25 protein-coding genes are annotated in these 24,604 nt (G+C 69.0%); 16 read left to right on the top strand and 9 right to left on the bottom strand.

Annotated features, from left to right (window positions below):
* Positions 1-2: 2 nt before the first annotated feature.
* From lpxK to OR37_RS18590, 5 genes are read right to left on the bottom strand one after another with little or no spacing between them, the layout of a single operon-like run.
* A complete protein-coding gene (lpxK, locus tag OR37_RS18610; protein ID WP_004623480.1) occupies positions 3-1,010 on the bottom strand; it encodes a tetraacyldisaccharide 4'-kinase in 1,008 nt (335 codons plus the stop codon).
* Positions 1,007-2,311 (bottom strand): 3-deoxy-D-manno-octulosonic acid transferase, encoded by a 1,305-nt coding sequence (locus OR37_RS18605; protein WP_004623477.1) that lies wholly within the window; start codon positions 2,309-2,311, stop codon positions 1,007-1,009. Before OR37_RS18605 ends, lpxK begins: the two co-directional genes overlap by 4 nt.
* Complete coding sequence (locus OR37_RS18600; RefSeq protein WP_004623476.1) at positions 2,268-3,317, bottom strand: cation diffusion facilitator family transporter; 1,050 nt, start codon at positions 3,315-3,317, stop codon at positions 2,268-2,270. The genes OR37_RS18605 and OR37_RS18600 overlap by 44 nt, the downstream gene beginning before the upstream one ends.
* Before the next feature lie 46 nt (positions 3,318-3,363).
* Positions 3,364-4,065 carry a lysophospholipid acyltransferase family protein gene (locus tag OR37_RS18595; RefSeq protein WP_004623473.1) on the bottom strand — a complete coding sequence of 234 codons (702 nt, stop codon included), beginning with the start codon at positions 4,063-4,065 and terminating at the stop codon, positions 3,364-3,366.
* On the bottom strand, positions 4,062-5,885 hold the full coding sequence (locus OR37_RS18590; RefSeq protein ID WP_004623470.1) for an ABC transporter ATP-binding protein: 1,824 nt from the start codon (positions 5,883-5,885) through the stop codon (positions 4,062-4,064). The genes OR37_RS18595 and OR37_RS18590 overlap by 4 nt, the downstream gene beginning before the upstream one ends.
* A gap of 155 nt (positions 5,886-6,040) precedes the next feature.
* On the opposite strand from OR37_RS18590, the gene OR37_RS18585 reads away from it, so the two are divergent.
* From OR37_RS18585 to OR37_RS18575, 3 genes are all read left to right on the top strand, one after another.
* Entirely contained in the window at positions 6,041-6,706 is a 666-nt protein-coding gene (locus tag OR37_RS18585) for a tyrosine-protein phosphatase (RefSeq protein WP_004623469.1), read from the top strand.
* 274 nt (positions 6,707-6,980) lie between these two features.
* The gene (locus OR37_RS18580; RefSeq protein ID WP_004623466.1) at positions 6,981-8,759 is read left to right on the top strand and encodes a feruloyl-CoA synthase; all 1,779 of its coding nucleotides are present in this window, start codon (positions 6,981-6,983) and stop codon (positions 8,757-8,759) included.
* A 120-nt stretch (positions 8,760-8,879) separates the two neighbouring features.
* The gene (locus OR37_RS18575) at positions 8,880-10,421 is read left to right on the top strand and encodes an acetolactate synthase large subunit (RefSeq protein ID WP_004623464.1); all 1,542 of its coding nucleotides are present in this window, start codon (positions 8,880-8,882) and stop codon (positions 10,419-10,421) included.
* A gap of 168 nt (positions 10,422-10,589) precedes the next feature.
* On the opposite strand, the gene OR37_RS18570 is transcribed toward OR37_RS18575, so the two are convergent.
* Positions 10,590-11,939: a hypothetical protein gene (locus OR37_RS18570; RefSeq protein WP_081612996.1), complete on the bottom strand. Its 1,350-nt coding sequence runs from the start codon at positions 11,937-11,939 to the stop codon at positions 10,590-10,592.
* Between the two features lie 153 nt (positions 11,940-12,092).
* On the opposite strand from OR37_RS18570, the gene OR37_RS18565 reads away from it, so the two are divergent.
* From OR37_RS18565 to OR37_RS18545, 5 genes are read left to right on the top strand one after another with little or no spacing between them, the layout of a single operon-like run.
* Complete coding sequence (locus OR37_RS18565) at positions 12,093-13,190, top strand: MBL fold metallo-hydrolase (RefSeq protein ID WP_035017718.1); 1,098 nt, start codon at positions 12,093-12,095, stop codon at positions 13,188-13,190.
* A 44-nt stretch (positions 13,191-13,234) separates the two neighbouring features.
* Positions 13,235-13,690, top strand: coding sequence for a MarR family winged helix-turn-helix transcriptional regulator (locus tag OR37_RS18560; protein ID WP_004623459.1), 456 nt, complete (start codon positions 13,235-13,237; stop codon positions 13,688-13,690).
* Positions 13,691-13,692: 2 nt separating this feature from the next.
* Entirely contained in the window at positions 13,693-14,463 is a 771-nt protein-coding gene (locus OR37_RS18555; RefSeq protein ID WP_004623456.1) for an enoyl-CoA hydratase, read from the top strand.
* A gap of 35 nt (positions 14,464-14,498) precedes the next feature.
* Positions 14,499-15,470: an SDR family NAD(P)-dependent oxidoreductase gene (locus tag OR37_RS18550; protein ID WP_004623454.1), complete on the top strand. Its 972-nt coding sequence runs from the start codon at positions 14,499-14,501 to the stop codon at positions 15,468-15,470.
* Positions 15,470-15,994, top strand: a complete 525-nt coding sequence (locus tag OR37_RS18545; RefSeq protein WP_004623451.1) for a hypothetical protein — start codon at positions 15,470-15,472, stop codon at positions 15,992-15,994. Before OR37_RS18550 ends, OR37_RS18545 begins: the two co-directional genes overlap by 1 nt.
* Before the next feature lie 24 nt (positions 15,995-16,018).
* Here the strand turns inward: OR37_RS18545 and OR37_RS18540 are convergent, their stop codons facing one another.
* Positions 16,019-16,369, bottom strand: a complete 351-nt coding sequence (locus OR37_RS18540) for a TfoX/Sxy family protein (protein ID WP_165570633.1) — start codon at positions 16,367-16,369, stop codon at positions 16,019-16,021.
* Here OR37_RS18540 and OR37_RS18535 point away from each other — a divergent pair.
* A complete protein-coding gene (locus tag OR37_RS18535) occupies positions 16,359-16,841 on the top strand; it encodes a GNAT family N-acetyltransferase (RefSeq protein WP_004623448.1) in 483 nt (160 codons plus the stop codon). The genes OR37_RS18540 and OR37_RS18535 overlap by 11 nt on opposite strands.
* On the opposite strand, the gene OR37_RS18530 is transcribed toward OR37_RS18535, so the two are convergent.
* Positions 16,833-18,101 carry an MFS transporter gene (locus tag OR37_RS18530; RefSeq protein WP_004623447.1) on the bottom strand — a complete coding sequence of 423 codons (1,269 nt, stop codon included), beginning with the start codon at positions 18,099-18,101 and terminating at the stop codon, positions 16,833-16,835. The two genes, OR37_RS18535 and OR37_RS18530, sit on opposite strands and share 9 nt — an antisense overlap.
* A gap of 137 nt (positions 18,102-18,238) precedes the next feature.
* On the opposite strand from OR37_RS18530, the gene OR37_RS22010 reads away from it, so the two are divergent.
* The 7 genes from OR37_RS22010 to OR37_RS18495 all read left to right on the top strand — a co-directional run bounded on the left by OR37_RS22010 (position 18,239) and on the right by OR37_RS18495 (position 22,874).
* A complete protein-coding gene (locus tag OR37_RS22010; protein ID WP_175582050.1) occupies positions 18,239-18,283 on the top strand; it encodes a hypothetical protein in 45 nt (14 codons plus the stop codon).
* 62 nt (positions 18,284-18,345) lie between these two features.
* Positions 18,346-18,882 carry a GNAT family N-acetyltransferase gene (locus tag OR37_RS18520; protein WP_004623445.1) on the top strand — a complete coding sequence of 179 codons (537 nt, stop codon included), beginning with the start codon at positions 18,346-18,348 and terminating at the stop codon, positions 18,880-18,882.
* A 32-nt stretch (positions 18,883-18,914) separates the two neighbouring features.
* Positions 18,915-19,478 carry a DUF1285 domain-containing protein gene (locus tag OR37_RS18515; RefSeq protein WP_004623444.1) on the top strand — a complete coding sequence of 188 codons (564 nt, stop codon included), beginning with the start codon at positions 18,915-18,917 and terminating at the stop codon, positions 19,476-19,478.
* A gap of 11 nt (positions 19,479-19,489) precedes the next feature.
* On the top strand, positions 19,490-20,140 hold the full coding sequence (locus OR37_RS18510) for a CoA pyrophosphatase (RefSeq protein ID WP_085953283.1): 651 nt from the start codon (positions 19,490-19,492) through the stop codon (positions 20,138-20,140).
* Positions 20,141-20,261: 121 nt separating this feature from the next.
* Positions 20,262-21,482, top strand: coding sequence for a CCA tRNA nucleotidyltransferase (locus tag OR37_RS18505; protein ID WP_004623440.1), 1,221 nt, complete (start codon positions 20,262-20,264; stop codon positions 21,480-21,482).
* 1 nt (position 21,483) lies between these two features.
* Positions 21,484-22,188 (top strand): glutamine amidotransferase-related protein, encoded by a 705-nt coding sequence (locus tag OR37_RS18500; protein WP_004623437.1) that lies wholly within the window; start codon positions 21,484-21,486, stop codon positions 22,186-22,188.
* Positions 22,189-22,229: 41 nt separating this feature from the next.
* A complete protein-coding gene (locus tag OR37_RS18495; RefSeq protein WP_004623436.1) occupies positions 22,230-22,874 on the top strand; it encodes a hypothetical protein in 645 nt (214 codons plus the stop codon).
* 77 nt (positions 22,875-22,951) lie between these two features.
* On the opposite strand, the gene OR37_RS21725 is transcribed toward OR37_RS18495, so the two are convergent.
* Positions 22,952-23,659 carry a hypothetical protein gene (locus OR37_RS21725; protein WP_131368840.1) on the bottom strand — a complete coding sequence of 236 codons (708 nt, stop codon included), beginning with the start codon at positions 23,657-23,659 and terminating at the stop codon, positions 22,952-22,954.
* Between the last annotated feature and the right edge of the window lie 945 nt (positions 23,660-24,604).

Raw genomic sequence — 24,604 nt, 5'->3', positions numbered from 1 at the left:
GTCTAGAAGCCCACCCTGGCCAGAAGCGCGTCCACCGCCGCGGGGTCGTCGAACCGAGCTCGCACCGGCCAGGGCGTGACCTTCTCGCGCCACTCCGGGGGGAGGCGCATCCAATCCTTCTCGGTGGTGACCAGCCCCGCGTCATAGACCTTGGCGCGGTCGGACAGCATCCGCAGCGTCGCTGCGTCATAGTCGCCATGGTCCGGGAACGGGGCGAAATCGACCAGCTGGCAGCCGGCGGCGGTCAGGGCCTTTTCGACCTTCCACGGCTTGCCGACGCCCGCGAACCCGACCTGCGGACCGCGCGGGACGGGGGCCGCGGCCTCCAGCCGGGCCACCAGGACCGGCATGTCGCCGAACTGGACCAGCAGCTCGAAGTCGGGCTGTTCGACATCGATCGGCAGCAGCACGATCACCGCGTCGGCGCGGGACAGTCCGACCTTGAGCGGTTCGCGCATCGGGCCGGCGGGGAAGACGCGGCCGTCGCCGAACGGCCACTCGCCGCCGCGCGTCTCGCCGTCCACCACGACCAGCGACAGGGCCTTGCTCACGCTTGGGTTCTGGTGGCCGTCGTCCATGACGATGACCTGGGCCCCGGCGCCAGCGGCCGCCTTGGCGCCGGCGACGCGGTCGACCGCGACCCACATCGGAAAGTCCTGGGCCAGCATCAGCGGCTCGTCCCCGACATCGGCGGCGGTGTGGCGGGCGGCATCCACCTGAACCGGTCCCTTCAGCTTGCCGCCATAGCCGCGCGACAGGCCATGGGCGGCGACCCCGCGCTGGGTCAGGGTCAGCAGCAGTTCGCGAACGATCGGCGTCTTGCCCGCGCCGCCCATGGTGACATTGCCGACGCAGATCACCGGCGCGCCGATAATGGCCGGCGTCGTTCGGGCGATGCGTCGCCGGGTGGCGTCGGCCCACAGCCACGACAGCGGCGTCAGCAGCGCGCGGGTCAGCGGCGCCGGGCCGCCGTCTCGCCGATACCACCAACGGGGCGTGCCGAGTTTCATGGGACGAGCTCGAGGATGCGGGACAGGCCGGCGCGGGCCTCGGCGTCGCGGGCGTCGACAAAGGCGCGGGCGCGCGCGGCCCGGGCCCGGGCCCTGTCCGGAGCGGCCAGATCGGCGGCCAGGGAGTCCCTCAGGGCCGCCGGCGTCGTCATCACGACCCCGTCCGCCGCTTCCAGCCCGGCGAACGCCGAGGCCCAGTTCTCGACGAACGGTCCTGTGATCGCCGGGCAGTTCAGGCGGGCGGCCTCCAGCGGGTTGTGGCCGCCGATGTCGGGGACCAGGCTGCCGGCGATCACCGAGGTCGCCGCCAGCCTGAACCACAGGCCCATCTCGCCCAGGGTGTCGGCGACGCGGACGTCGGCGATCGCGTCCGGAGCCTGGCCGCGCAGGGCCGCCGAGAGGCCGCGCGCCCGGGCCAGCTCGGCGATCGTCGGACCGCGCTCGACATGGCGCGGGGCCAGGACGACCGGCGGGCGATCGGGCAGGGCGGCGATGGCGTCCAGCGTGATCTCGTCCTCGCCGGGATGGGTGCTGGCGATCAGCAGCGGCGGCCGCGAAAACCGGGCGCGCTCGATCGCCAAGGCGACCTCGTCGACCGGCAGGGGCGCGGCGCCGAACTTCAGATCGGCCTCGCCGGCGACCCGGCCGCCCAGGGTCTCGAACCGCTCGCGGGCCCGGGCGTCCTGGGCCAGGATCAGATCGAAGCCGGTCAGCAACTGGCGCGCGGCGGCCGGGCGTTTGAGCCAGCCCGCGAAGCTGCGGTCGGAAAGCTTGGCCGAGACCAGGGCCAGACGCGTTCCGGCGGCCTTGGCCTCCAGCAGCAGGTTGGGCCACAGCTCGCTCTCGACGAAGACGGCCAGGCTGGGCGTCCAGCGGGCGATGAAGCGCCTCGCCGCGCCCGGCGTGTCGACCGGCAGGTACTGGTGGATCGCGCACGGCGGCAGGCGCTGGGCCAGGAGGGCCGCCGAGGTGGTGGTGCCCGAGGTGACCAGCGCCGTGACCTCGGGCCGTTCGACGCGCAGGCGCTCGACCAGGGGCAGGATCGACAGGCTCTCGCCAACGCTGGCGCCATGCAGCCAGACCAGGGGGCCGTCGGGACGGGGCGTTGGGGCCTTGGCCAGGCGCTCGGCGAGGCGGGCCGGGTCCTCCTTGCCCTTGCGGGCGCGGCTGGCCAGCAGGGCGGGAACCAGCGGCTCGGCCAGGCCGGTGGTGGCCCGATACAGATTGAGAGCGCCCGGCCGGATCACGCGTGGTCCGTCAGACCACGTCGGCCGGCGCCAGTCGGCAAGCGTGCGCGCCATGGCTGGTCTCGACCTGAATGGTCACGTGGCCGATGTTGAACTTGCTGGCCAGCTCGGCGCAGGCGTCGTGGAGGAACTGGTCGTGGTCGGCGTCCAGCGGACGGACCACGTGGGCCGTCATCGCCGTCTCGGTGGTGCTCATCGCCCAGATGTGCAGGTCGTGCACCTCGGTGACGCCGGGACGCGCGGTCAGCCATTCGCGGACCTTCTGGGTGTCGATGCCGCGCGGCGTGGCGTCCAGGGCCATGTCCAGCGAGTCCCGCAGCAGGCCCCAGGTGCCGAGCACGATGACCACCGAGATCGCGATGCTGACCGCCGGGTCCAGCCACAGCCAGCCCGTATAGGCCATGACCAGGGCGGCGACCACCACGCCGGCCGAGACGGCGGCGTCGGCGGCCATGTGCAGGAAGGCGCCCCGGACGTTCAGGTCCTCCTCGGAGCCCTTCATGAACATCAGGGCCGTGGCGGTGTTGATCACGATGCCGATGGCGGCGACGACCATCACCTCGCCGGTCTGGATCGGCTCGGGCGTGGCGAAGCGGCGGACGGCCTCCCAGGCGATGGCGCCGATGGCGATCAGCAGCAGGGCGGCGTTGGCCAGCGAGGCCAGGATCGTGCCCTTGCGCAGGCCGTAGGTGCGGCGGGCGCTGGGCGCGCGCTTGGCCAGCACGGTCGCCCCCCACGCCATCAGGAGGCCCAGCACGTCCGAAAGATTGTGACCGGCATCGGCCAGCAGGGCCAGCGAATGGGTGACGAGACCCGCGCCGGCCTCGACGATCACGAAGCCCAGGTTCAGCGCGGTGCCGATGGCGAAGGCGCGGCCGAAGTCCTTCGGGGCGTGGTGGTGATGTCCGTGCCCATGGGCGTGACCATGATGGTGGCCGTGGCCATGCGCGTGCTTGTGGTCATGCCCGTGGTCATGATCGTGGTGATCATGATCGTGGTCATGCTCGTCGTGGTCGTGCCCCTCGGATTTGGGCGGGTGTCCGGCGTGATCGTGCGGCATGGGCTCTCTCATCCCACCAAGGGCGGGCGGGATCAATCTCGACCCGTTAGTGTTCGACAAGGGCCTCGGCCCGGCGGGTGACGGCGGAGAGGCGCTGGGCCCAGTTTTCGACCAGTTGGTCGGGATCGTCGCCGCGCCCCGCGCCGGTCGGACCGTCCCAGACCATGGCCGCCTTCGCGAACGGGAGGGGCACCACGGTGCGGTCCCACGAGCCCAGGCGAAGGCAGGGCTTGGCGGCCAGGCCCACGAAGATCACCGGAGCCCCGGTGACGCGCGCCAGGGACGGCGTGCCCTTCTCCATGTGCTCGGCCGGGCCACGCGGGCCGTCGGGCGTGATGGCCACGCCGCCGCCGTCCTTGACCCACTTGACCATGTCGCGGAAGGCCTGCTCGCCGTGCTTGTTCTTGGCTAGGTCGGTCTTCTTGGCCGAGGAGCCGCGGATCGACGGGAAGCCCAGCTTCTCGACCGTGCGGGCGATGAACTCGCCGTCGTTCGAGCGCGAGATCAGGGCCCGCATGTCCTGGCGGCGCGAAAGATCCTGCGGCCAACTGAGCGGCGACATCGGAATGCGCGAATGCCAGAAGCACAGGATCGCGCCGACGCCGGTCTCGCGGCCTTGCGCCCAGACGGCCTCGGCCTGCTCGCGGCCCTCCTCGGTCATGCGCAGGGTGCGGAAGACGAGCTTGGAATAGCCGGCGAAGACCGAGGACAGCAGCCAGATCACGAACGGCGAACGCAGGGGCCTCAAGCGTCGCCCTCCAGAAGCGGCGCGTCGGGGACGTGATCAAGATCCTGCGCCTTGGCCAGGCGCGCATAGAGGCCCCCGGCGCGGACCAGTTCGGGATGAGTCCCGGTCTCGACGACCCGGCCCTTGTCGATGACGTAGATGCGGTCGGCGTTCTTCACGGTCGACAGGCGGTGGGCGATCAGGATCGTGGTCCGACCGGCCATCAGCCGTTCGAGAGCGGCCTGCACCTGGGCCTCGCTCTCGGTGTCGAGGGCGCTGGTGGCCTCGTCCAGCAGCAGGATCGGCGCGTCCTTCAGGAAGGCGCGGGCGATGGCGATGCGCTGGCGCTGACCGCCCGACAGGCGCGCGCCGGCCTCGCCGACGGGGGTGTCGTAGCCCTCCGGCAGGGCCAGGATGAAGTCGTGGGCGGCGGCCTGGCGCGCGGCGGCCTCGATATCCAGCTGGCTGGCGCCGGGCCGGGCATAGGCGATGTTGGCGCGGATGCTGTCGTCGAACAGGAACGGCTCCTGGGTGACCAGGGCGATGCGGTCGCGCAGACTCGCCAGAGTCACCGAACGCACGTCATGGCCGTCGATCGTCACCGCGCCGCGGCTGACGTCGTAGAAGCGCGGGATCAGGTTCAGGATCGAGCTCTTGCCGCCGCCCGAGGGGCCGACCAGGGCGACCGTCTCGCCCTTGCGCGCCTCGATCGACACGTCCGTCAGGGCCGGCGCGTCGGGACCATAGGCGAAGCCGACATGGTCGAGGGCGATCGCGCTGTCGCCGTCCGGCAGGGTGTTGGCGTCGGCCGGATCGACGATGGACGGCGCGACATCCAGGGCGGCGAACAGACGACGCGCGGCGGTCAGGCCCTCGCTGAACACGGTCTGCAGATTGGCCACCTGGCGCAGGGACTGGGCGGCCATCAGCAGGCTGGTCAGGAAGGCGAAGAAAACGCCGGCCGTGATCGGGGCCAGGGTCAGCGGTCCGACCGTCAGGGCGCCGGTCGTCGCCCGCCAGCCGGCATAGACGAAGACCAGGGCCACCAGCAGCGTCGTGAAGGTCTCGGTGGCCGGGGCGGCCATGGCGCGGGCGTTGCTTCCCTTGATCAGGTGGCGCTGGCGGCGCTCGACCACGGCGGCGACGCGGGCCTCTTCGTAGGCCTCGCGGTTCTCCATCTTGACGATCTTGACCCCGTCCAGGCTCTCCATGATCGCCGTGGACAGGTTGGAGGTCTCGCCCATCGCGCCCTTGGCGGCCTTGGTCGTCCTCTTCGAGAAGCCCCGCATGATCAGGCTGGCCATCGGGGCGATGACCAGCACGCCCAGGGCCAGCAGCGGGTCGAGACCGAACATGGCGATCAGGGCTCCGACCACGGTCAGGAACTCGCGGACATAGTTGACGACGCCGGTCGTCGCCGCCTCGCGGATCAGGCCGGCGTCATAGAGCACCGACGACACGTAGGAGCCGGAGTGGGCGCCGCGCAGGCGGGCCAGGTCCGAGCGGATCAGGCGGCCAAACAGCTTGACCTGCATGTCGCCGACCACGCCATTGCCGATCCGGTTGATCAGGTTGGACTGGATAACCTGGAACAGCCCGCGACCCAGAGCCAGGGCGGCGATGGTGAGCGGGATGAAGATCACCGCGCCCGGCTTGGGATGGGTGATCAACTGGTCGATGGCTGACTTGACGATGGTGGCCAGCCGCACGCTGAGCGCCGCCACGATCGCGGCGCTGACCATCGAGATCGTCAGGCCCTTCCAGCGCGGGGCCAGGAACTCGCGCCACACCCGACCCATCAGGGCGCGGTTCGAGGGCTGCGGATCATCCTGGGCGGTCATGCGGGAGGGGTCGGATTTCGTGCGAGAACTGTCAAGCGCGCGCGGGACGCAGTCGTTGGGAAAAGCGACGGGATGAGGGCGGATCGTCGCGGCGTTTTGCCTTTCGGGGCCATTGCCCCTACTTAGGCGCGGAATTTCCGAAGGATCGCGCCCTCTTGGCCAAGTTCGACCTCGCCACGCCCTGGGGCCGGTTCAAGGCCTATCTCCACTATCTGTGGAACGACCACGCCTATCTGCGGCTGGGCTTTTCCAACGCCCACTGGATCAGTCCCGAACTGGTCCGCGCCAACCAGCCCTGGCCGTTCCAGCTGGCCTGGTGGAAGAAGCAGGGGATCAAGACGGTCGTGAACCTGCGCGGCGGGTTCGACGGCAGCTTCTACGCGCTGGAAAAGGACGCCTGCGAGCGTCTGGGCCTGAACTTCGTCGATTTCGTCATCACTTCGCGCGAGGTCCCGATCCGCGAGCGCGTGCGGGGCGCCAAGACGCTGTTCGAGACGATCGAGTATCCGGCCCTGATGCACTGCAAGTCGGGCGCGGACCGGGCCGGCATCATGAGCGTCTTCTACGCCCACTATCGCCTTGGCCAGCCGATCCGCGAGGCGATGAAGCAACTGGGGCCGCGCTACCTGCACATCAAGCACGGCAACACCGGCGTGCTGGACTACGTGTTCGAACAGTATCTGGAGCGGGGCGAGCCCAAGGGGCTGAGCTTCAGCGAATGGGTCGAGAGCGACGACTACGACCCGGTCGAGATGAAGAAGACCTTCCGGGCCGGGATGCTGGGCAAGGTGCTCACCGACAAGATCCTGCGGCGGGAGTAAGGATGCTCTACCGCGAAAGCGGGGGAGGAACTTACGGGCGCTCGCGGGGCTGGACTCCGTTCGACGGCTTCGAATCTCCGTGTTCAAAGCCACCCGCCATCGGATAACGACCGCGCGCAGTGTCTGGCTTCGTCGAAACGGGACTTACAAACGCTCCGGGCGTCGCCCGGGCGCTCCGCGTCCTTTTCCACACCCCTTCAGCGGTTGGCCGCGTGAAGCGGCGATGTCGCGCCCCGATTGAACAGCCGTATGACCCGCGACATAACTAGAGGTCATGAACGCGCCCCACACCGCTCCCTTCCGCGACGCCCGCTACGCGCCCCGCGCGCTGCGGGTCGAACGCCGGGGCGACGCGCTGATCCTGCGCAATCCGATGCCCTATTCGGACGCGGTGCGAACCGTGACGGAGCCGTTGGCGCGCTGGGCCGCCGAGGCGCCGGAAAGGGTCTGGCTGGCCGAGCGTGATGGAGCGGGCTGGCGGACGGTGACGTTCGGCGAGGCTCAGCGCCAGGTCGCGGCCCTGGCTGGCGGGCTGGCGGGCCTGGGCCTGGCGCGAGGCCGGCCGTTGCTGATCCTGGCTCGTAATGGCGTCGACCATGCGCTGATCAGCTATGGCGCCATGAGCCTGGGCGCGCCGATCGCGCCGGTCTCGCCACAGTACGGCCTGAGGGGCGCTGATCTGACGCGCCTCCAGCACGCTGTCGAGCGCCTCAAGCCCGCCGCCGTCTATGTCGATGACGCCGAGGCGTTCGGCGGCGCCCTGGCCGCGCCGTTCCTGGCCGGTCTGCCGACGATCGTCAGCCGGAGCCCCCGCCCTGGCGACATCGCCTTCGTCGATCTGCTGGCCAGCGCCCCCGTCGCGCCCGTGACTCAGCCGGACGACATCGCCAAGCTGCTGCTGACCTCCGGCTCGACGGGCAAGCCCAAGGCGGTGCTCTGCACCCACGCCAACATCGCCTTGAACGCGGCCCAGATCGAGGCCTGCTACGCCGATCCCGATCCGCCGGTGCTGGTCAATTCCGCGCCCTGGAGCCACAGCCTCGGCGCCAACGCCATCCTGCACATGGTGCTGCACCGGGGCGGGACGCTGTATATCGACGCCGGCCAGCCGGTTCCCGGCCGCTTCGACGAAACGGTGCGGAACCTGCGGGAGGTGGCGACCACCTATCACAACATGGTGCCGGCCGGCTGGGCCATGCTGATCGGCGAGCTGGAGCGCGACGAGGCCCTGGCCGCCAAGTTCTTCCAGACGGTGCGGGTGCTGCAATACGGCGGGGCGTCGATGGCCCAGTCGATCCTCGACCGCGTGCAGGCCGTGGCGGTCAAGACGGTGGGCGAGCGGATCACCTTCGCCGCCGGCTATGGCGCGACCGAAACCGGGCCGACGGCCTGCAACATCCACTGGCTGAACGCGCGCTCGGGGATGGTCGGCCTGCCGACGCCCGGCACCGCCGTGAAGCTGGTCCCGGCCGGAGAGGGCGGCAAGTTCGAGATCCGCGTGAAGGGACCGCAGGTCTCGCCCGGCTATCTCGCTCAGCCGGAAGCCACCGAACAGGCCTTCGACGAGGACGGTTTCTACCGCCTGGGCGACGCCGCGCGGCTGGCCGATCCCGAGGACCCGTCGGCGGGCCTGGTGTTCGACGGGCGGCTGGTGGAGAACTTCAAGCTGGCCAGCGGCGCCTTCGTCGCGGCCGGGGCGCTGCGGGTCGCGGCGGTCTCGGCGATCGGCGGCCTGGTGTCGGACGCGGTGGTCTGCGGCGAGGGCCAGGAGGGCGTCGGCCTGATGCTGTTCCTCGACGCCAAGGCCTGCGAGGCTTTCGGCGGCCCGGCGCGCGAGGCCATCGCCGAGCGGCTGAGGGCCTTCAATCTCGCCGCCAAGGGCGGGACCGGGCGGATCGCCCGCGCCCTGATCCTGGACGGCGCGCCCGACGCGGCCAGCGGCGAGTTGACCGACAAGGGCTATATCAACCAGGCCCTGGCCCGCGAGCGCCGGCCCGGCGAACTGGCCCGCCTGTTCGCGGACAATCCGGATGAAGGCGTCATGGTGTTCTGACGCCATGACGAAATCCTCGTCCTTCGAGAGGCTCGGGACGAGGATTTCGGGTGCGCGCCCGGCGCCGTCATCCGAGCCTTTAGAACACGAGGGCGGACCCGCCGCCTGGAGAGGAAGCACATGAACGGCGCCGACGCCCTGATCACCACCCTGGCCGACAACGGCGTCACCGCCTGCTTCGCCAATCCCGGCACCAGCGAGATGCAGTTCGTCTCGGCCCTGGATCGCAAGCCGCGGATGCGGTCGATCCTCTGCCTGTTCGAGGGGGTGGCGACCGGGGCCGCCGACGGCTATGGCCGCATGGCGGGCAAGCCGGCCTGCACCCTGCTGCACCTGGGCCCCGGCTACGCCAACGGCGCGGCCAATCTGCACAACGCCCGCCGGGCCTTCACGCCGGTGGTCAACGTCATCGGCGACCACGCCACCTATCACCGAGACTTCGACGCGCCGCTGAACAGCGACATCGCCGCCCTGGCCGCGCCCAATTCGCTGTGGGTCAAGTCGGCCGAGAGCGCCGACGCGGTCGGACCGCTGGCCGCCGAGGCGATCACGGCCAGTTATGGAACGCCCGGCGGAAACGCCTGCCTGATCCTTCCCGCCGACGCGGCCTGGAATCCGGCGACCGTCAAGGGGCCCGTGGTGACGCCGCCGGCCTTCGCCGCGCCCGACCCGGCCGCCGTCGAGGCCGTCGCCAAGGCCCTGGGCTTAGCCAAGAAGCCGGTGCTGCTGCTGGGCTCGGGCGCGTGCGGCGAGGTCGCCCTGGCGGCGGCCGGGCGTCTGGCTGCTCACGGCGTCCGCGTGCTGACCGACACCTTCACGGCCCGCCAGGCGCGGGGCGAGGGGCGCTTCCGCCCCGACAAGCTGCCCTATTTCGGCGAGCAGGCCCTGAAGGACCTGGAGGGCGTCGACCTGATGATCCTGGTCGCGACCCAGCGTCCGGTGGCCTTCTTCGCCTATCCGGACCGGCCCAGCGTGCTCGTTCCAGAAGGCTGCTCGCTCGAAACCCTATGCGGTCGCGAGGTCGACGCGGCGGCGGCGCTCGACGCCCTGGCCGACGCCGTGGGCGCGCCGGCGATGGCGACGGGCGAGGCCTATGCCGTTCCCGACGCCCCGGCCGGGCGGCTGGACGCCTGGGCCATCGGCGCGTCGATCGCCCGCCACATGCCGGCCCAGACGGTGATCTCCGACGACGCGGTGACGGCGGGCCTGCCGATCTTCACCCAGACCAGGTCGGCGAGGGCGCACGACTGGCTGTCCCTGACCGGCGGCGCGATCGGCCAGGGCATCCCGCTGGCGATCGGCGCGGCCGTGGCCTGCCCGGACCGCAAGGTCCTGGCCCTGACCGGCGACGGGGCGGGGATGTACACCGTCCAAGGGCTCTGGACGCTGGTCCGCGAGCGGCTGGACGTGACGGTGGTGGTCTTCGCCAACCACGCCTACCGCATCCTGGGCATCGAGCTGGGACGCACCGGCGCGGGCAATCCGGGGCCGGCGGCCTCGAAGCTGCTGGACCTGGGCGATCCGCGCATCGACTGGGTCCAGGTGGCGCGGGGCATGGGAATGGACGCCGAGCGGGCCGAGACCGCCGAAGCCTTCGACGACGCTTTCGCTCGGGCGATGGCGACGCCGGGGCCTCGCCTGATCGAAGCGGCGATGGGCTAAGAAAAAAGCCCGCCGGATCGCTCCGGCGGGCCTCATTCCTAGAGCCTTATCCGCTCGAATGGAATCATTCGAACGGAAAAATAAGGCTCTAAATCAAACATTTAGAGCGTGATAGCCGCCGAAACCGCTCACGCTCTCGGCTATCACGCTCTAGGCTTTAAGCTGGGATCAGCTCTTGACCTTGTTGGTCGGCAGCTTGCAGCCGCCGCCGATGCCCTTGGCCTGCACGCAGGACAGGAACTCCTTGGCGGCCGGCTTGGCCACGCCGACCGGATAGCCCAGGACCCAGCCCGGCAGGCCGTCCGAGCAGGCGACCTCGACGAAGCCCTCGCTGTCGTTCGAGCCCATGACGCGGACGTCCGAGACCTGGCACGAGGCCTTGTTGAAGCCCTTCAGGTCGTTGGTCAGGCGGGCGTACTGCGTTTCCTTCTTGGTGAAGGTGCAGCGGTAGCCGTTGAACTCGGCGGTCAGGCAGTCATAGACGGTGCCGCCGGTGGCGGTGAAGATCGCGATGCCGCCGACGTCGCTGCCCTTGCACTTCAGCTCGACGACTTCCTTCTTGGGGTCGTTGCTGGGCAGCATGCCGTACTTTTCGACGTCGCAGGGGAAGCCGGCCTTGGTGGCCAGCTTGGTGTAGAGGCCGGCTGCTTCGGTCTGGGCCGCGACGGCGTCGGTCATGGTGCAGCCGCCGCCGACGAAGCCGGCCTGGGCGCACGGGATGGCGCGAGCGAAGGCGCCGGTGGCCGAGGTCTGCTGGTACATGTAGCCCTTGCCGTCCTGGCAGGCGACTTCGAAGTAGTTGTCGGTCTTGGTGCTGAGGACGTAGCGCTTGTCCTTGATGGCGCAGTTCGTGCCCGCGCCGGCGTTCAGCGTGTCGACGACCTGCAGCTGGGTCTGACGGTTGGTCAGCTTGCAGCTGATGTTGCCGCCTTCCTCGTACAGCAGGCAGCTGTTGACCACGACCTCGCCGGCCAGGTTCATCGGGGCGGCGGTCTGGACCACGTAGCCGGCGCCGCCCTTACAGGCGACTTCGAAATACGAGTTCTTGGTCGACGAGCCGATGGCGCGGGCGTTTTCCACGTCGCAGGTCACGCCGGCCTTCTTGACGTAGGGGGCCAGGGCCGCGCCGGGGTTGGCGTTGCCGGGCAGGATACAGGCCAGGCCGCCTTGCTTGCCGTCGGCCTGCGGCGCGCTCGATTCCAGGCAGCTATAGAGCTGCGGCGCGGCGTCCTTCTTGGCGATGGCGGCGAAGCCCATGCCTTCGCTACAGGCGACTTCGTAGTACTTCGAACCGGACTTGGCGTCCGCGCCGATATAGCGGGCGTCCGAAACCGTGCAGCCGGCGCCGCTGGCCTGAATGATGGCCGGGGCTTCCTTCATGCCCTGCTCGCGCGCCTTGGCGTCGATGGCGGGCTTGCCCTTCTCTTCCTTCGGCGCCGAAATGACGGCGGCCGGAATGAGAATGGCGACCGCGAGGGCGGCCGACAGGCCGATCGCGAAAGGCCTCATGGGAAACATCTCCTGGGTGGATTCCTCGCGCGGACATAAGCGCGTGCTTGCATCGGGGGTCAAGATACCGTCCGACATAGGCGCGTTGATGGCTGGGTCCGGACGCGAAAAATGGGTCGGATCAACGACAAGCGCCGGTTGAGCGGCGGAAGAAGGGACGGAATGCGCGACGGGTTCGAGGATGACGGCGGCCGGGAGCCGCCCAAGGGACGGCTGGTCTATCCGTTCGAGACAGCGCCGGAGCAGGGCTCGGGCCAGGCGGTAGAGGTCGCCCCGGGCGTCCTTTGGTTGAGGATGCCGCTGGGCGGCTCGCTGCAGTTCATCAATGTCTGGGCCATCGCCGACGGCGGGGGCTGGGCGGTGGTGGACACCGGCCTTCAGACCCGCGAGACCAGCCAGGCCTGGCGCGCGGCCTTCGCCGACGCCCTGGGCGGCAAGCCGATCACCCGCGTGATCGTCACCCACCTGCACCCCGATCACATCGGCCTGGCCGGCTGGATGACCCGCAAGTTCGACTGCCGCCTGTGGATGACCCGGCTGGAATATTTCCAGTGCCGCATGTTGGTCGCCGACACCGGGCGCGAGGCGCCCGAGGACGGGGTGCGGTTCTTCCACGCCGCCGGTTGGGACGAGGACGCCATCGAAAACTACAAGGCCCGCTTCGGCGGCTTCGGCAAGGCGATCTACGCCCTGCCCGACAGCTATCGCCGGCTCAGCGACGGCGAGGATTTCGAGATCGGCGGCAAGACCTGGCGGGTGGTGACCGGCCAGGGACACTCGCCCGACCACGCCTGCCTGTGGTGCCCCGAGCTGAACGTGCTGATCTCGGGCGACCAGGTGCTGCCGCGCATCTCGTCGAACGTCTCGGTGTTCCCGACCGAGCCGGACGCCGATCCGTTGAGCGACTGGCTGCGCTCGCTGGCCAAGGTCAAGGCGACCGTGCCCGACGAAGTGATCGTCCTGCCGGCTCACAACGACCCGTTCGAGGGGCTTCACACCCGCATCGACGCCCTGATCTCGGGGCACGAGCGCGGCTTGGCCCGGCTGGAGAAGAAGCTGGCCGAGCCCAAGCGCGTGGTCGACACCTTCGGCGCGCTGTTCGCCCGGCCGATCGGCCCTGATCTTCTGGGCATGGCGACGGGCGAGGCGCTGGCGCATCTCAACTGCCTGATCGGCCGGGGCCGGGTCCGGCGCGACATCGACGCCGAGGGGGTGGCCTGGTACGCGCCGATCGCGGGGACGATTTCTAGCGAGGACTAGAAACGCACGTTTGACATTTCGTATGTGAAATATAGGCTGGGCGCATGTCCGTTCAGCCTGATCCCCAGAAGCCCGACCGGCGTCTCATCTTCCTGCTGAACGCCGGCCACCGGCGCGTGCAGCGCTGGATCGAGGCCAAGATGGCCGCCAAGGGCGGTCTGACCGCCGCCCAGTCGGGCGTGCTGTTCTTTCTGGGCGAGCGGGACGGCGCCCTGATCGGCGAGGCGGCCGACGCCCTGGACCTGGCGCCCTCGGCCATGACCGGCCTGATCGACCGCATGACGCGGGCCGAACTGGTCGAGCGTCACGCCGATCCGAAGGACGGTCGGGCCATGCGTCTGCGCCTCACCGACAAGGGCCACGCCGCCCACGAGGCGGCCAAGGCGGGCCTGGACGGCCTCAACGCCCACCTGACCGAGGGCTTCACCCCCGAGGAGATCGGGGTGGTCGCTCGTTGGCTGGGCAGTCTTCAGACCAAGTTCCCCAAGGGAGAGTGCTAGACGTGACCGATCATGTGAAGGTCGAGGTCGAGGCGGGCGTGATGACCATCACCCTGGCCCGTCCGGAAAAGAAGAACGCCCTCTCCAACGCCATGTACGGCGTGCTGGCCGACAGCCTGGAGGCGGCCGAGAAGGACCCGGCGATCCGCGTCGTGGTGTTCCAGGCCGATGGCGACAGCTTCACGGCCGGCAACGACCTGCAGGACTTCGCCGCCCAGGCCTCGGGCGCCTTCATCGGCGAGCGGCATGTCGGCCGCTTCCTGAAGGCCCTGGCCCACGCCACCCGACCGCTGGTCGCCGCCGTTCAGGGCCAGGCCGTGGGCGTGGGCACCACGATGCTGCTGCACTGCGACCTCGTCTATGTGTCGCCCGACGCCAGGCTGTCGACGCCGTTCGTGAACCTGGCCCTGGTGCCGGAGGCCGCGTCGAGCTGGCTGCTGCCGGCCCGCGTGGGCCACGCTCGCGCCTACGCCATGTTCGCCCTGGGCGAGGCGGTCGACGGCGCCACGGCGGTGGCCTGGGGTCTGGCCAATGGTTCGGCCGAGCTGGGCGACCTGCGGGCCCGCGCCCGCGCGGCCGCCGATCAGCTGGCCAAGCGTCCGCTGGGCGCGCTGACCATCACCAAGCGCCTGATGCGCGACGCCGAGAAGATCGCCGAGCTGATGGACGGCGAAGGCGCGCTGTTCGGCGAACGCCTCAAGACCGCCGAGGCCCGCGAGGCCTTCATGGCCTTCATGGAGCGCCGGCCGCCCGATTTCACGAAAGTCGGCTAAGCTCACCCAATAACCAACGATCTGGGAGGATCGACATGGCGGAACGGATCACCTCGCCCTTCGGGGCGAAGTCCACGGCGCGCGAGGTCGTCGCGGGCCATGACCTTTCGGGCAAGGTGGCGATCGTCACCGGCGCGGCGACCGGCATCGGCGTCGAGACGGCGCGGGCCCTGGCCCTGGCGGGCGCGGAGGTGATCATCGCCGCCCGCAAGCCGGACCTGGGCGAAGAGGTCGCCAACGCGATCAACGCGGAGGCCGGCCTCAAGCGCGCCAGCTTCGGCATGGTCGACCTGGCCAGCCTCGACTCGATCCGTCACTTCGCCCACGTCTGGGGTGATCGGCCCATCGATCTGCTGATCAACAACGCCGGCGTCATGGCCAGTCCGCTGATGCGCACGGTCGACGGGTTCGAAATGCAGTTCGGCACCAACCATCTGGGCCATTTCCTGCTGTCGACCTTGCTGGCGCCCAACCTGGTCGCGGCGGTCAAGGCGTCGGGCAAGCGCGCGCGGCTGGTCTCGCTGTCGTCGATCGGCCACCGTCGCTCGGGCGTGAACTTCGACGACCCGAACTACCAGAATCGCGACTACGACAAGTGGGAAGCCTACGGCCAGGCCAAGACGGCCAACAGCCTGTTCGCGGTCGGCTTCGACAAGCGGTTCAAGGATCACGGCGTCAACGCCAACGCCGTCATGCCCGGCGGCATCATGACCCCGCTGCAGCGCCACATGACTCTCGAGGAGCAGCGCGCCATGGGTTGGCTGGACGAGAACGACAAGCCGCGCGAGGGCTTCAAGACCACCGAGCAGGGCGCGGCGACCAGCGTCTGGGCCGCCGTGGGCGCCGAGCTGGACGGCGTTGGCGGGCTCTATCTCGAGGACTGCGCCCAAGCGGTTCCGTGGAGCAAGGACCACCCCTGGAACGGCGTCATGCCGCACGCCCTCGATCCCGAGGCGGCGGACCGGCTGTGGGCGCTGTCGGAGGCCTTGGTCGGGACCGAGGCCTGATGGACCGGCGCGTTGTCCTGCGCCTGGCGGGCCGCGCCGCCGTCGCGGGCGCGATGATCGACGTGCTGGGCCCGGCGATCTATCCGCGCCTGGCCGAGCCGTGGCCTCACCTGATCTATGTCGCTATCGATCTGCTGTTGCTGCTGGCGATGCTGGGCGTCTGGTCGGCGAGCCAAAAGGCAGCCGGCCCGCTGGGGCTTGTCGGTTTCGTCATCGCGGTGCTCGGCGTGATGCTGGTGCGAACCTCTTCGGCCAAGATCTTTGGCGAGGCCTCCTACATGATCGCTGCGTCGGTCTGGTCGATCGGCATGGCGATCTGGAGCGCGGACCTGTTTCGCGCCAAGGCCCTGTTCCGAAAGGCGGGCGGGCTGTGGATTCTTGCCTTGGCGCTCGGGCTCGCGACGATGGCGATCAAGGTCGAGGGCCTGGCTTCGCATCTGCCCAAGCTGGCCTTCTCCGTCGGCTTCGTCGCGGCGGGCTTGGATCTGTTCAAGGCCGCGCGCGGCGGGCCAGAACGGGCATAGGTCCGCGCCGGCCGCCGTGTCGCCTCAGCGCTTCTTCTTGCCCGCCGCCGCGCGGGCCGCGACCTCCAGCGACTGGCGGGCCCAGTCCAGCAGGCTTTCCTGGTCGTCCAGCGCCTCGGCCGGGACGGTCCAGTAGGCCATGGGCTTGTCGTGGCCGAACGGCGCGAAGGCTTGGCAGCCGGCCGCCTCGAACGCGACCTTCAAGGCGTCGTCGCCCTTGAAATAGAGCACGTCGTCGGCGATCAGCGCGAAGAACAGGCCATTCGCATAGACCCCGACTCCGCCGAACATCCGGCGCGAGGTGACGTGGCCCAGCGGGGCCAGCTGCTCCAGAACGAAGTCCAGATAGTCCGAAGAGACCGCCATGACCGTCACCGTCCGTTCCGCGACGCCCGCCGACGCCGCCCTGATCCACCAGTTCATCCTCGATCTGGCGGACTATGAAAAGCTGCTCGACACGGTGCGGGCCACCGAGGCCGACACCGCCGCGGCGCTGTTCGGTCCCGAGGCTCGCGTGTTCGCCGATATCGCCGAGCTGGACGGCCAGCCGGTCGGGTTCGCCCTTTGGTTCTACAACTACTCGACCTTCGTCGGCCGCCACGGGATCTATCTGGAGGACCTGTTCGTGCGGCCCTCGGCGCGTGGCGCGGGGGCGGGCAAGGCCTTGCTGGCGGGCCTGGCCAAGCGCTGCGTGGATGAGGACCTGGGCCGGCTGGAATGGTCGGTGCTGGACTGGAACGCGCCGTCGATCGCCTTCTACGACAGCCTGGGCGCGGCCTCGATGGACGAATGGATCATCCGACGCCTGACCGGCGAGAACATCCGCAAGCTGGCCGGCCTATTCTAGCCGGTCGGCCTTGCGCAGCTCGGGGAACAGGAAGGCCCACAGGGCGGTGACCGCCATGGCCCCGACGCCGCCGAACACCGCCGCGCCGATCGGACCCAGCAGCCAGGCCGCCGCGCCGCTCTCGACCTCGCCCAGTTCGTTGGAGGCGCCGATGAACACGCCCGAGACGGCGGCGACCCGGCCGCGCATGGCGTCCGGCGTGACGATCTGCACCAGGGTCTGGCGGACATAAACCGAGAGCATGTCGGCGCCGCCCAGCACCGCCAGGGCCCCGACCGACAGCCATTCCAGCTTGGAGAGGCCGAAGATGGCGGTGGCGAGGCCGAAGACGGCGACGCCGGCGAACATGATCCGGCCGGCGTGGCGGCGGATCGGCTGGCTGGCCAGATAGACGCCCACCACGCACGCCCCGATCGCCGGGGCGGCGCGCAGCAGCCCAAAGCCGCCGGGGCCGATGTGCAGCACGTCCTTGGCGAACACCGGCAGCAGGGCCGTGGCCCCGCCCAGGATCACGGCGAACAGGTCGAGCGAGATCGAGCCGAAGACGATCTTGTTGTTCCAGACATAGGCCAGGCCCTCCTTGATCAGCGCCATGCGAGAGCCGGGCTGCGCCTCGGGCTTGGTCGGCTTGCGAATCATCAGGGCCAGAAGGGCGGCGAGCAGATAAAGGGCGAACGAGGCGCCGAACGCCGTCGCCGACGAGTGGATCAGCAACAGTCCGCCAAGCGCCGGGCCGGCGATCGAACCGGCCTGCCAGGACAGCGAGTTCCAGGCGATGGCGCGCGGCAGCAACGGGCGCGGCACCAGCATCGGGCCCATGGCGCTGCTGGCCGGCGACAGGAAGGCGCGGCTGGCCCCGAACGCCACCGACACGGTGAAGATCGGCCACAGCTGATGAGACCCCGAGAGGGCCAGGGTCAGCAGCACGCCGGCGCTGATCGCGTCCAGGCCCAGGGTCACGGCGACGATCAGCTTGCGCGTCCGCCGATCGGCGGTCTCGCCGGCCGCCAGGGTCAGCAGGAACAGCGGCAGGAACTGCGCCAGGCCGATCATGCTGACCATGAAGGCCGACTCCCCGACCGTGTGGGTGCGGCGGGCGATGTCATAGACCTGCCAGCCCAGGGCCACCGACTGGATCTGCACCCCCAGGGTGGAGACGAAGCGCGCCACCCAGAAAAGCAGGAAGTCACGTTCCCGCAACAGGGCGCGGTTAGACGTGTCGGGGGCGGCGTCTTCGGCTGGGGAAGCTTGGTCGGACATGGCGCGCCGAACATAGGGCCAAGCCGCCGCGCCGCAACGTTATTGACCGGAGAAACTCAAGGCCCTACAGCGCCCGCATATTTGAAGCCCTCGGGCGTGGCGCCGGCCATGCTCGATTGTCCCGAAGGGATGCGGGTATGCGACGCCTGCGACGAATGATGCGCGAACGCGCCACGATCTGACGCCTCTCCCACGCGCCTTCGCGTCGGGAGCTCCCCGACGCCCTTTCGCATTTCGAAGGCCGATGACCTCTTCCGTTCAAAAGACCGCTTCCGCCGAGGCCGCCTATCCGCCGCTGGTCCGCGAGACCCCGGGGATGGAGGCCGCCGTCACCCGCCTGATCGACCGGGTGTTCGGCCCCGGCCGCTTCGCCAAGTCGTCCGAGCGGCTGCGCGAGGGCAACACCCTGTTGGCCGACTGTTCGTTCGTGGCCTTGCGCGACGGTCAGCCGGTCGGCTGCTGCCGCATGTGGCCGGTGACGGTCGGCGGCGAGCCGGTGGCGTTCCTGGGGCCTTTGGCCGTCGATCCGGACGAGCGGAGCGCGGGCCTGGGCCAGGCCCTGGTGGAAAGCGCCGTCGAGGCCGCTCGCGCCGCCGGCTGGCGGGCCGTGCTGCTGGTCGGCGACGGTCCTTATTTCGGCCGGGTCGGCTTCGCCAACACCCATTCCGCCGGGATCGTCATGCCCGGCCCGGTGGACCAGCGCCGCGTGCTGCTGTTGCCGTTGCGGCAGGGCGGCGATCAGCAACTCTCGGGCCTGGTGGCGATCGATCCTCGGGCTTGAGGGGAAGGGCCTAAGGGCCTAACTGGTCAGCGATGACCGAGGCATCCCCCAAGACTGGTCTGGACGGCGTCGCCTCGGCGGCCAAGGCCGCCGGCGCGCGCGGCCTGCCGCCGGTCCACCTGTGGAACCCGCCTCACTGCGGCGAGATCGACATCCGCATCCGCAAGGACGGGGTCTGGTTCCATGAGGGAACGCCCATCGGCCGCGAGGCCCTGGTGCGCCTGTTCTCGACCGTTCTGCGCCTGGACCCCGACGGCTATCATCTGGTCACGCCGGTCGAGAAGATGAGGATCACGGTCGAGGACGCGCCGTTCATCGCCACACGCGTCGACCGGATCGGCGAGGCCCTGGTGTTCCAGACCAATGTCGGCGACGCCGTCGAGGCCGGACCCGACAACGCCATCCGCGTCGAGATCGACGCCGCGACGGGCGAGCCGCGCCCCTATGTCCATGTCCGGCGGGGCCTGGAGGCCCTGATCGCTCGCCCGGTCTTCTACGAGCTGGCCGAGATGGCCACGCAACGGGGCGACGTCTGGGGCGTGAGCTCGAATGGGGCGTTCTTCCCGATCGCTTCGCCGGGGGGCGCGTCGGCATGAGCCTCGGGGACCTGAAGGGGAGCGAGCGGCGCGCCTGGATCGCCAGCCGCCTGCACCCGATCGAGCGCTACGACCCCAGCCTGGCCAATCCGAGGAAGTCCGACTACGACCTCAATCCGGGGCTGAAGGTCGACAACCCCCACGCCCTGCGTCCCGCCGCGGTGCTGGTCGGCCTCGTCGAGCATGACGACGGCATGACCGTGTTGCTCACCCGCCGGGCGGATACGCTCCGCAGCCATACCGGTCAGATCGCCTTTCCCGGCGGGCGCTGCGACCCCGGGGAACTGCCCTGGCAGACGGCCCTGCGCGAGGCCCAGGAGGAGGTGGGGCTGGACCCTGCCCGCGTCGCCCTGGCCGGCCTGCTGCACGGCTATCAGACGGTGACGGGCTTTCACGTGACGCCGGTGGTCGGCTTCATCGATCCGAAGGCGACCTTCACGCCCAGCCCCGAGGAAGTGGCCGACGTCTTCGAGACGCCGTTCGACTTTCTGATGGACCCTGCCAACCATCAGCGGCAATCGCGGGAGGCTCCGACCGGCGGGCGTCGTCATTTCTATGCGATGCCATGGAACGACCGCTACATCTGGGGCGCGACGGCGGGAATGCTGCGGTCCTTGTACGAGGCCCTCCACGACGACGCCGGGCAAGCGCTCTCCGAATAGAGTGTTTGCCATCTGGTGAAATAGCCGCCTTCTGGCCTAACAATGTCGCCCCTTGGGGGGACCGAGACGCGTGAGTGGGAGTCAGGCGTTGAATACTGTTTCAATCGGCGTGCAGCCATGGATGGCGCTGCCGGAGACCCGGGCGGTCATCGCCGCGCTGGAGGCGCGCGGCTATGCCGGCTGCGCGCGCTTTGTCGGCGGCTGCGTGCGCAACGCGGTGATGGGCAAGCCGATCGACGACATCGACATCGCCACCACCCTGACGCCCGACCTGATCATCGAGGCGCTGGAGCAGGCCGGGCTGCGCGCGATCCCGACCGGCGTCGACCACGGCACGATCACCGCCTTGTCGGGCGGCCGGCCCTACGAGATCACCACCCTGCGGCGCGACGTCTCGACCGACGGTCGCCGGGCGGTGGTGGCCTTCACCCAGGACTGGACCCAGGACGCCGAGCGCCGGGATTTCCGCTTCAACGCGCTCTATGCCGACGCCGAGGGCCGGGTCTTCGACCCGACCGGCGAGGGCGTCAACGACGCGCGCGAGGGCCGGGTGGTGTTCGTCGGCGACCCCATGACCCGCATCCGCGAGGACTATCTGCGGATCCTGCGCTTCTTCCGCTTTCAGGCCTGGTATGGCCGGGGGGAGGCCGACCAGAAGGCCCTCGCGGCCTGCAAGGCGCTGAAGGGCATGGTTTCGGGCCGCGCCGCCGAACGCACCCAGAAGGAGCTGATGAAGATGCTGGCCGCGGACGATCCGCGTCCGGCCTTCCGCCTGATGGCCGCCACCAGCGTGCTGGCCTCGATCCTGCCGTCGGTGAAGTCGCTGGCGCGTTTCGAGGCCCTGGTCGCCATCGAGACCGAGCAGCTGTTCGAGAACGACCCGAACCTGCGTCTGGCCGCCCTGATCCCGGATGATCCCAAGGTCGCCGAGCAACTGGCCGAGCGTCTGCGCCTGCCCAACAATGTCCGCGACCGGCTGGTCGACGCGGTCGGCAAGACTCCTCGGGTCGTCTCGTGGATGAGCCCGCGCGAGGCGCGCCGCGCCGTCTACGGCCTTGGCGCGCGGACCTTCTGCGACCGGGTCAAGCTGGCCTGGGCCGGTTCGGGCCGCGAGTCCGCGGCGCCCCAGTGGCGCGCCTTGCTGGCCCTGGCCGAGACCTGGACGCCGCCGGCCTTCCCGCTGTCCGGCGAGGAGGTCATGAAGGCCGGCGTGCCCAAGGGGCCCCTGGTCGGCGAGGTGATGCGCGAGATCGAGATCTGGTGGATCGACCAGGACTTCATCGAGGACAAGTTCAGCGCGATCGAGCGGCTGAAAGCGGTGGCCCAAGGGATGGCGTACTAGAATGAGGATCGGCCTGCTCGAGACCGGCGAACCGCCGGGCGACCTGCTGGACATTTATGGCAGCTATTCCTCGATGTTCGAGGCCTTGCTGGGGCCGGGGTACGCCTACCGCGTCTACGACGTGCAGAAGGGCGAGCTGCCGGCCGATCCCGCCGAGAACGACGCCTATATCGTCACCGGCTCGGCGGCCGGCGTCTATGATCCTCTGCCGTGGATCGCGCCGCTGAAGGCTTTCCTGCGCCAGGCCAGGGGCGAGACGCCGCTGGTCGGGGTGTGCTTTGGCCACCAGATCATGGCCGAGGCGTTCGGCGGCAAGGTCGTCAAGTCCGACAAGGGCTGGGGCGTGGGCCTGCACGCCTATGAGGTCGCCGCCCAGGCGCCGTGGATGGACGCGGCGCGCCAAGTGGCTGTTCCGGCCTCGCACCAGGACCAGGTGGTCGCGCTGCCGCCCGGCGCGCGGGTGCTGGCCGGCAGCGCGTTCACGCCCTACGGCGTGCTGGCCTATGACGACGCCAAGGCGATCTCGATGCAGTTCCACCCGGAGTTCTCGCCGGCCTACGCCAAGGCGCTGATCGAGGCCCGGCGCGGGTCCCGCTTCACCGACGAACAGGCCGACGCCGCGATCGCCAGCCTGTCGGGGCCGAACGATCGCGAGCGCATGGCGGCCTGGATCGCCCGGTTCCTCGCCCAGGAAACCCAAGGCTAAGCTGGCGCGTTCTGGCCCTGGGCCAAAGCGGAGAACTCCCGATGCGCATCGTGTCCGTCCTGATCGTGGCCGGCGGCTTGGCCGCGGCCGGCGCCGTGATGGCCAGCGTGGCGACGTCGCCGTCCGCGCCCGCCGAGGCCTCGCCCGATACGCTGAAGACCGTCGCCAGCTTCCAGTCGATCAGGGACCCGGCCGCCCGGTCGGTCGCCCTGTTCACCGAGGCGGGCAAGGTGATCCAGAGTCCGCGCTGCCTGAACTGCCACCCGGTCCAGCGCGCCCCGACCCAGGGCGATGATCTGCATCCGCACAATCCGCCGATGGTCGCCGGCGACAGCGGCCACGGCCCAGACGGGATGCCGTGCTTCGCCTGCCATCAGCAGAAGAACGTCCCGACCTGGGGCGACAGCATCAAGAGCATTCCCGGCGATCCCAAATGGGGCCTGGCCCCGGCCGAGATGGCCTGGCAGGGCAAGTCGCTGGGCGCGATCTGCGCCCAGATCAAGAACCCGGCCACCAATGGCGGCCGCTCGCTGGCGGAGCTGCATCACCACATGGCCGAGGACCATCTGGTCGGCTGGGCCTGGAACCCCGGCGAAGGCCGCAAGCCGGCGCCGGGCGCGCAGGCCCAGTTCGGCGATCTGATCCAGGCCTGGATCGACACCGGGGCGAAGTGCCCGAAGGCCTAGGCGGCGCGCGGGTTGGACTATCCGCGATGCTTGCGAGGCGGACTCTGTTAGCGGCAAGCCAGCGGGTGCCTCTCTAACTAACCTAGAGGCGAGGCTTTATCGGGCAGTGACTCAGCCTCACCGAGTTTCAACGTGATACTCATCTGCGATCGGACTTTGGCAGGCCATGTCATGAAAATCTGGCCTGTGCGCCGAGGGCCCTTCAGGTCCGCCAGTTGGAGCCGAAACAGCCTTGCCATAGCCTTCACTTGATACTCGCCGCCCATCTCGTCAGTCACCAGCAACCATTGATAGCCATAAAAATTGGCCATCAAGCCGTAGAGGTTGCTTTGTTCGTCCATGCGAAGGTGTGCGAACGATATTGTGTTTGTGGTCGTCTCCCCGACATGTGGGGCGAAATAAAGCCCCTTGGGTGCTTGGAGTCCTTGTCCAAAAAGCGCAGCCACCAAAGGCTCTATATTTAAATTAATTTTGTCATTATATGGCGTATGATCAGAAGAGGCGATATTTCCTGCCAATAATCCTAGAAATACTTTTAAAAGCCATCGCTCGAAGGCTTCTCCACTGACTAAATGGTATTCGGACCGCTCTGACCGCGAGGGTCTAGACACGTGATTAATCGCGGATAACCACGCTTTGGCGAAGCGTTGGGCGTGACTGTCCAGTGGTGCCAGCGCCTCGTTGTGGCGCTTACACAGGATCTTCGCCGTAAGTGCTTCAACTCCGTATGTCCTGGTTTCTCCCGGCGCATGCCAGCGGACTCCGCTTAAGGACAGCGTTTGCATTAGGTCCAAGACGCCACGGGAAACGTAGTGCTCACGGCTGATCTTTTCCGAACAGTCACAGGTGGATCGTGCAAAGCAACGCGGGTTGGAATAGCCAGTTTGCGGCCCAGGAGGTTGCAAGGAGGGAAATCTTACATAGGGCTCGGCGGAGTTGACGCGACAGCATCGACCGTAGGGCCTGCTTGAAAAGCCGCAGGGACAGGGGGCTGAAAGCGACCAGGGTGGATTGAAAACAACGTATTTGGGATGCGCCATTCTAACTTTTGCCTAGATCGCCGAGGCCAATCCTCATTACTCGCCTGAAATGACGAGTATAGGCCGCAAAAGGCAACGTCGGGTTTCGGCACTGTAAGTTGACATCCCAATCGTCTGTTCGAGGGCGGAAGGGGTGCGGGACTGAAGGCGGGGCCGCCTCACCCAATCCCTCTTCCATAGGGAGAGGGCGGGGCCCGTCCCGACGAAAGTCGGGATGGGAGGGGTTACTGAGTGGGCCGCTCTTCACCGCCATCCCCACACCCGACCTCCCCGGCGAAGGCCGGGGCCCAGACTCATCCTGAGCGTTTGGGGTGTTGGCGATCGCGCGTCTGACCCGGAGCGGCGATCGATCGTGGTTTCGATCTGGACCCCGGCCTTCGCCGGGGAGGTCGGAGGTATGGGGATTGAAGGCGCTCTGCCCTCGGAATTCGCGATCTCGAATCCAGCGAAATCAAGCGCTTGTCGATTTTACACCCCCGCTAATCCTCGGCGTTCGGCGCCGCGCCATAATCCTAGCCATCCCCGTCGCGGGGGAGGGCGTTTGGATCCGGCCCAAAACGGCGGCGGAGATAGGCTGAGCGGGGCCGTTGGCGGTTCCCGGCGCAGACCTCACGCCGCGTCGCTTCCTCTTCAGGGGCGCGCGCGGGTGACGGATCGGCCGGGGCCAAAACCACCAGCGGAGCGACAGGG

The sequence above is a fragment of the Caulobacter vibrioides OR37 genome (assembly GCF_000372645.1).
Taxonomy (GTDB): domain Bacteria; phylum Pseudomonadota; class Alphaproteobacteria; order Caulobacterales; family Caulobacteraceae; genus Caulobacter; species Caulobacter vibrioides_E.
Note: the sequence above shows the minus strand (reverse complement) of the source record. Positions and strands in the feature narration are given on the sequence as shown.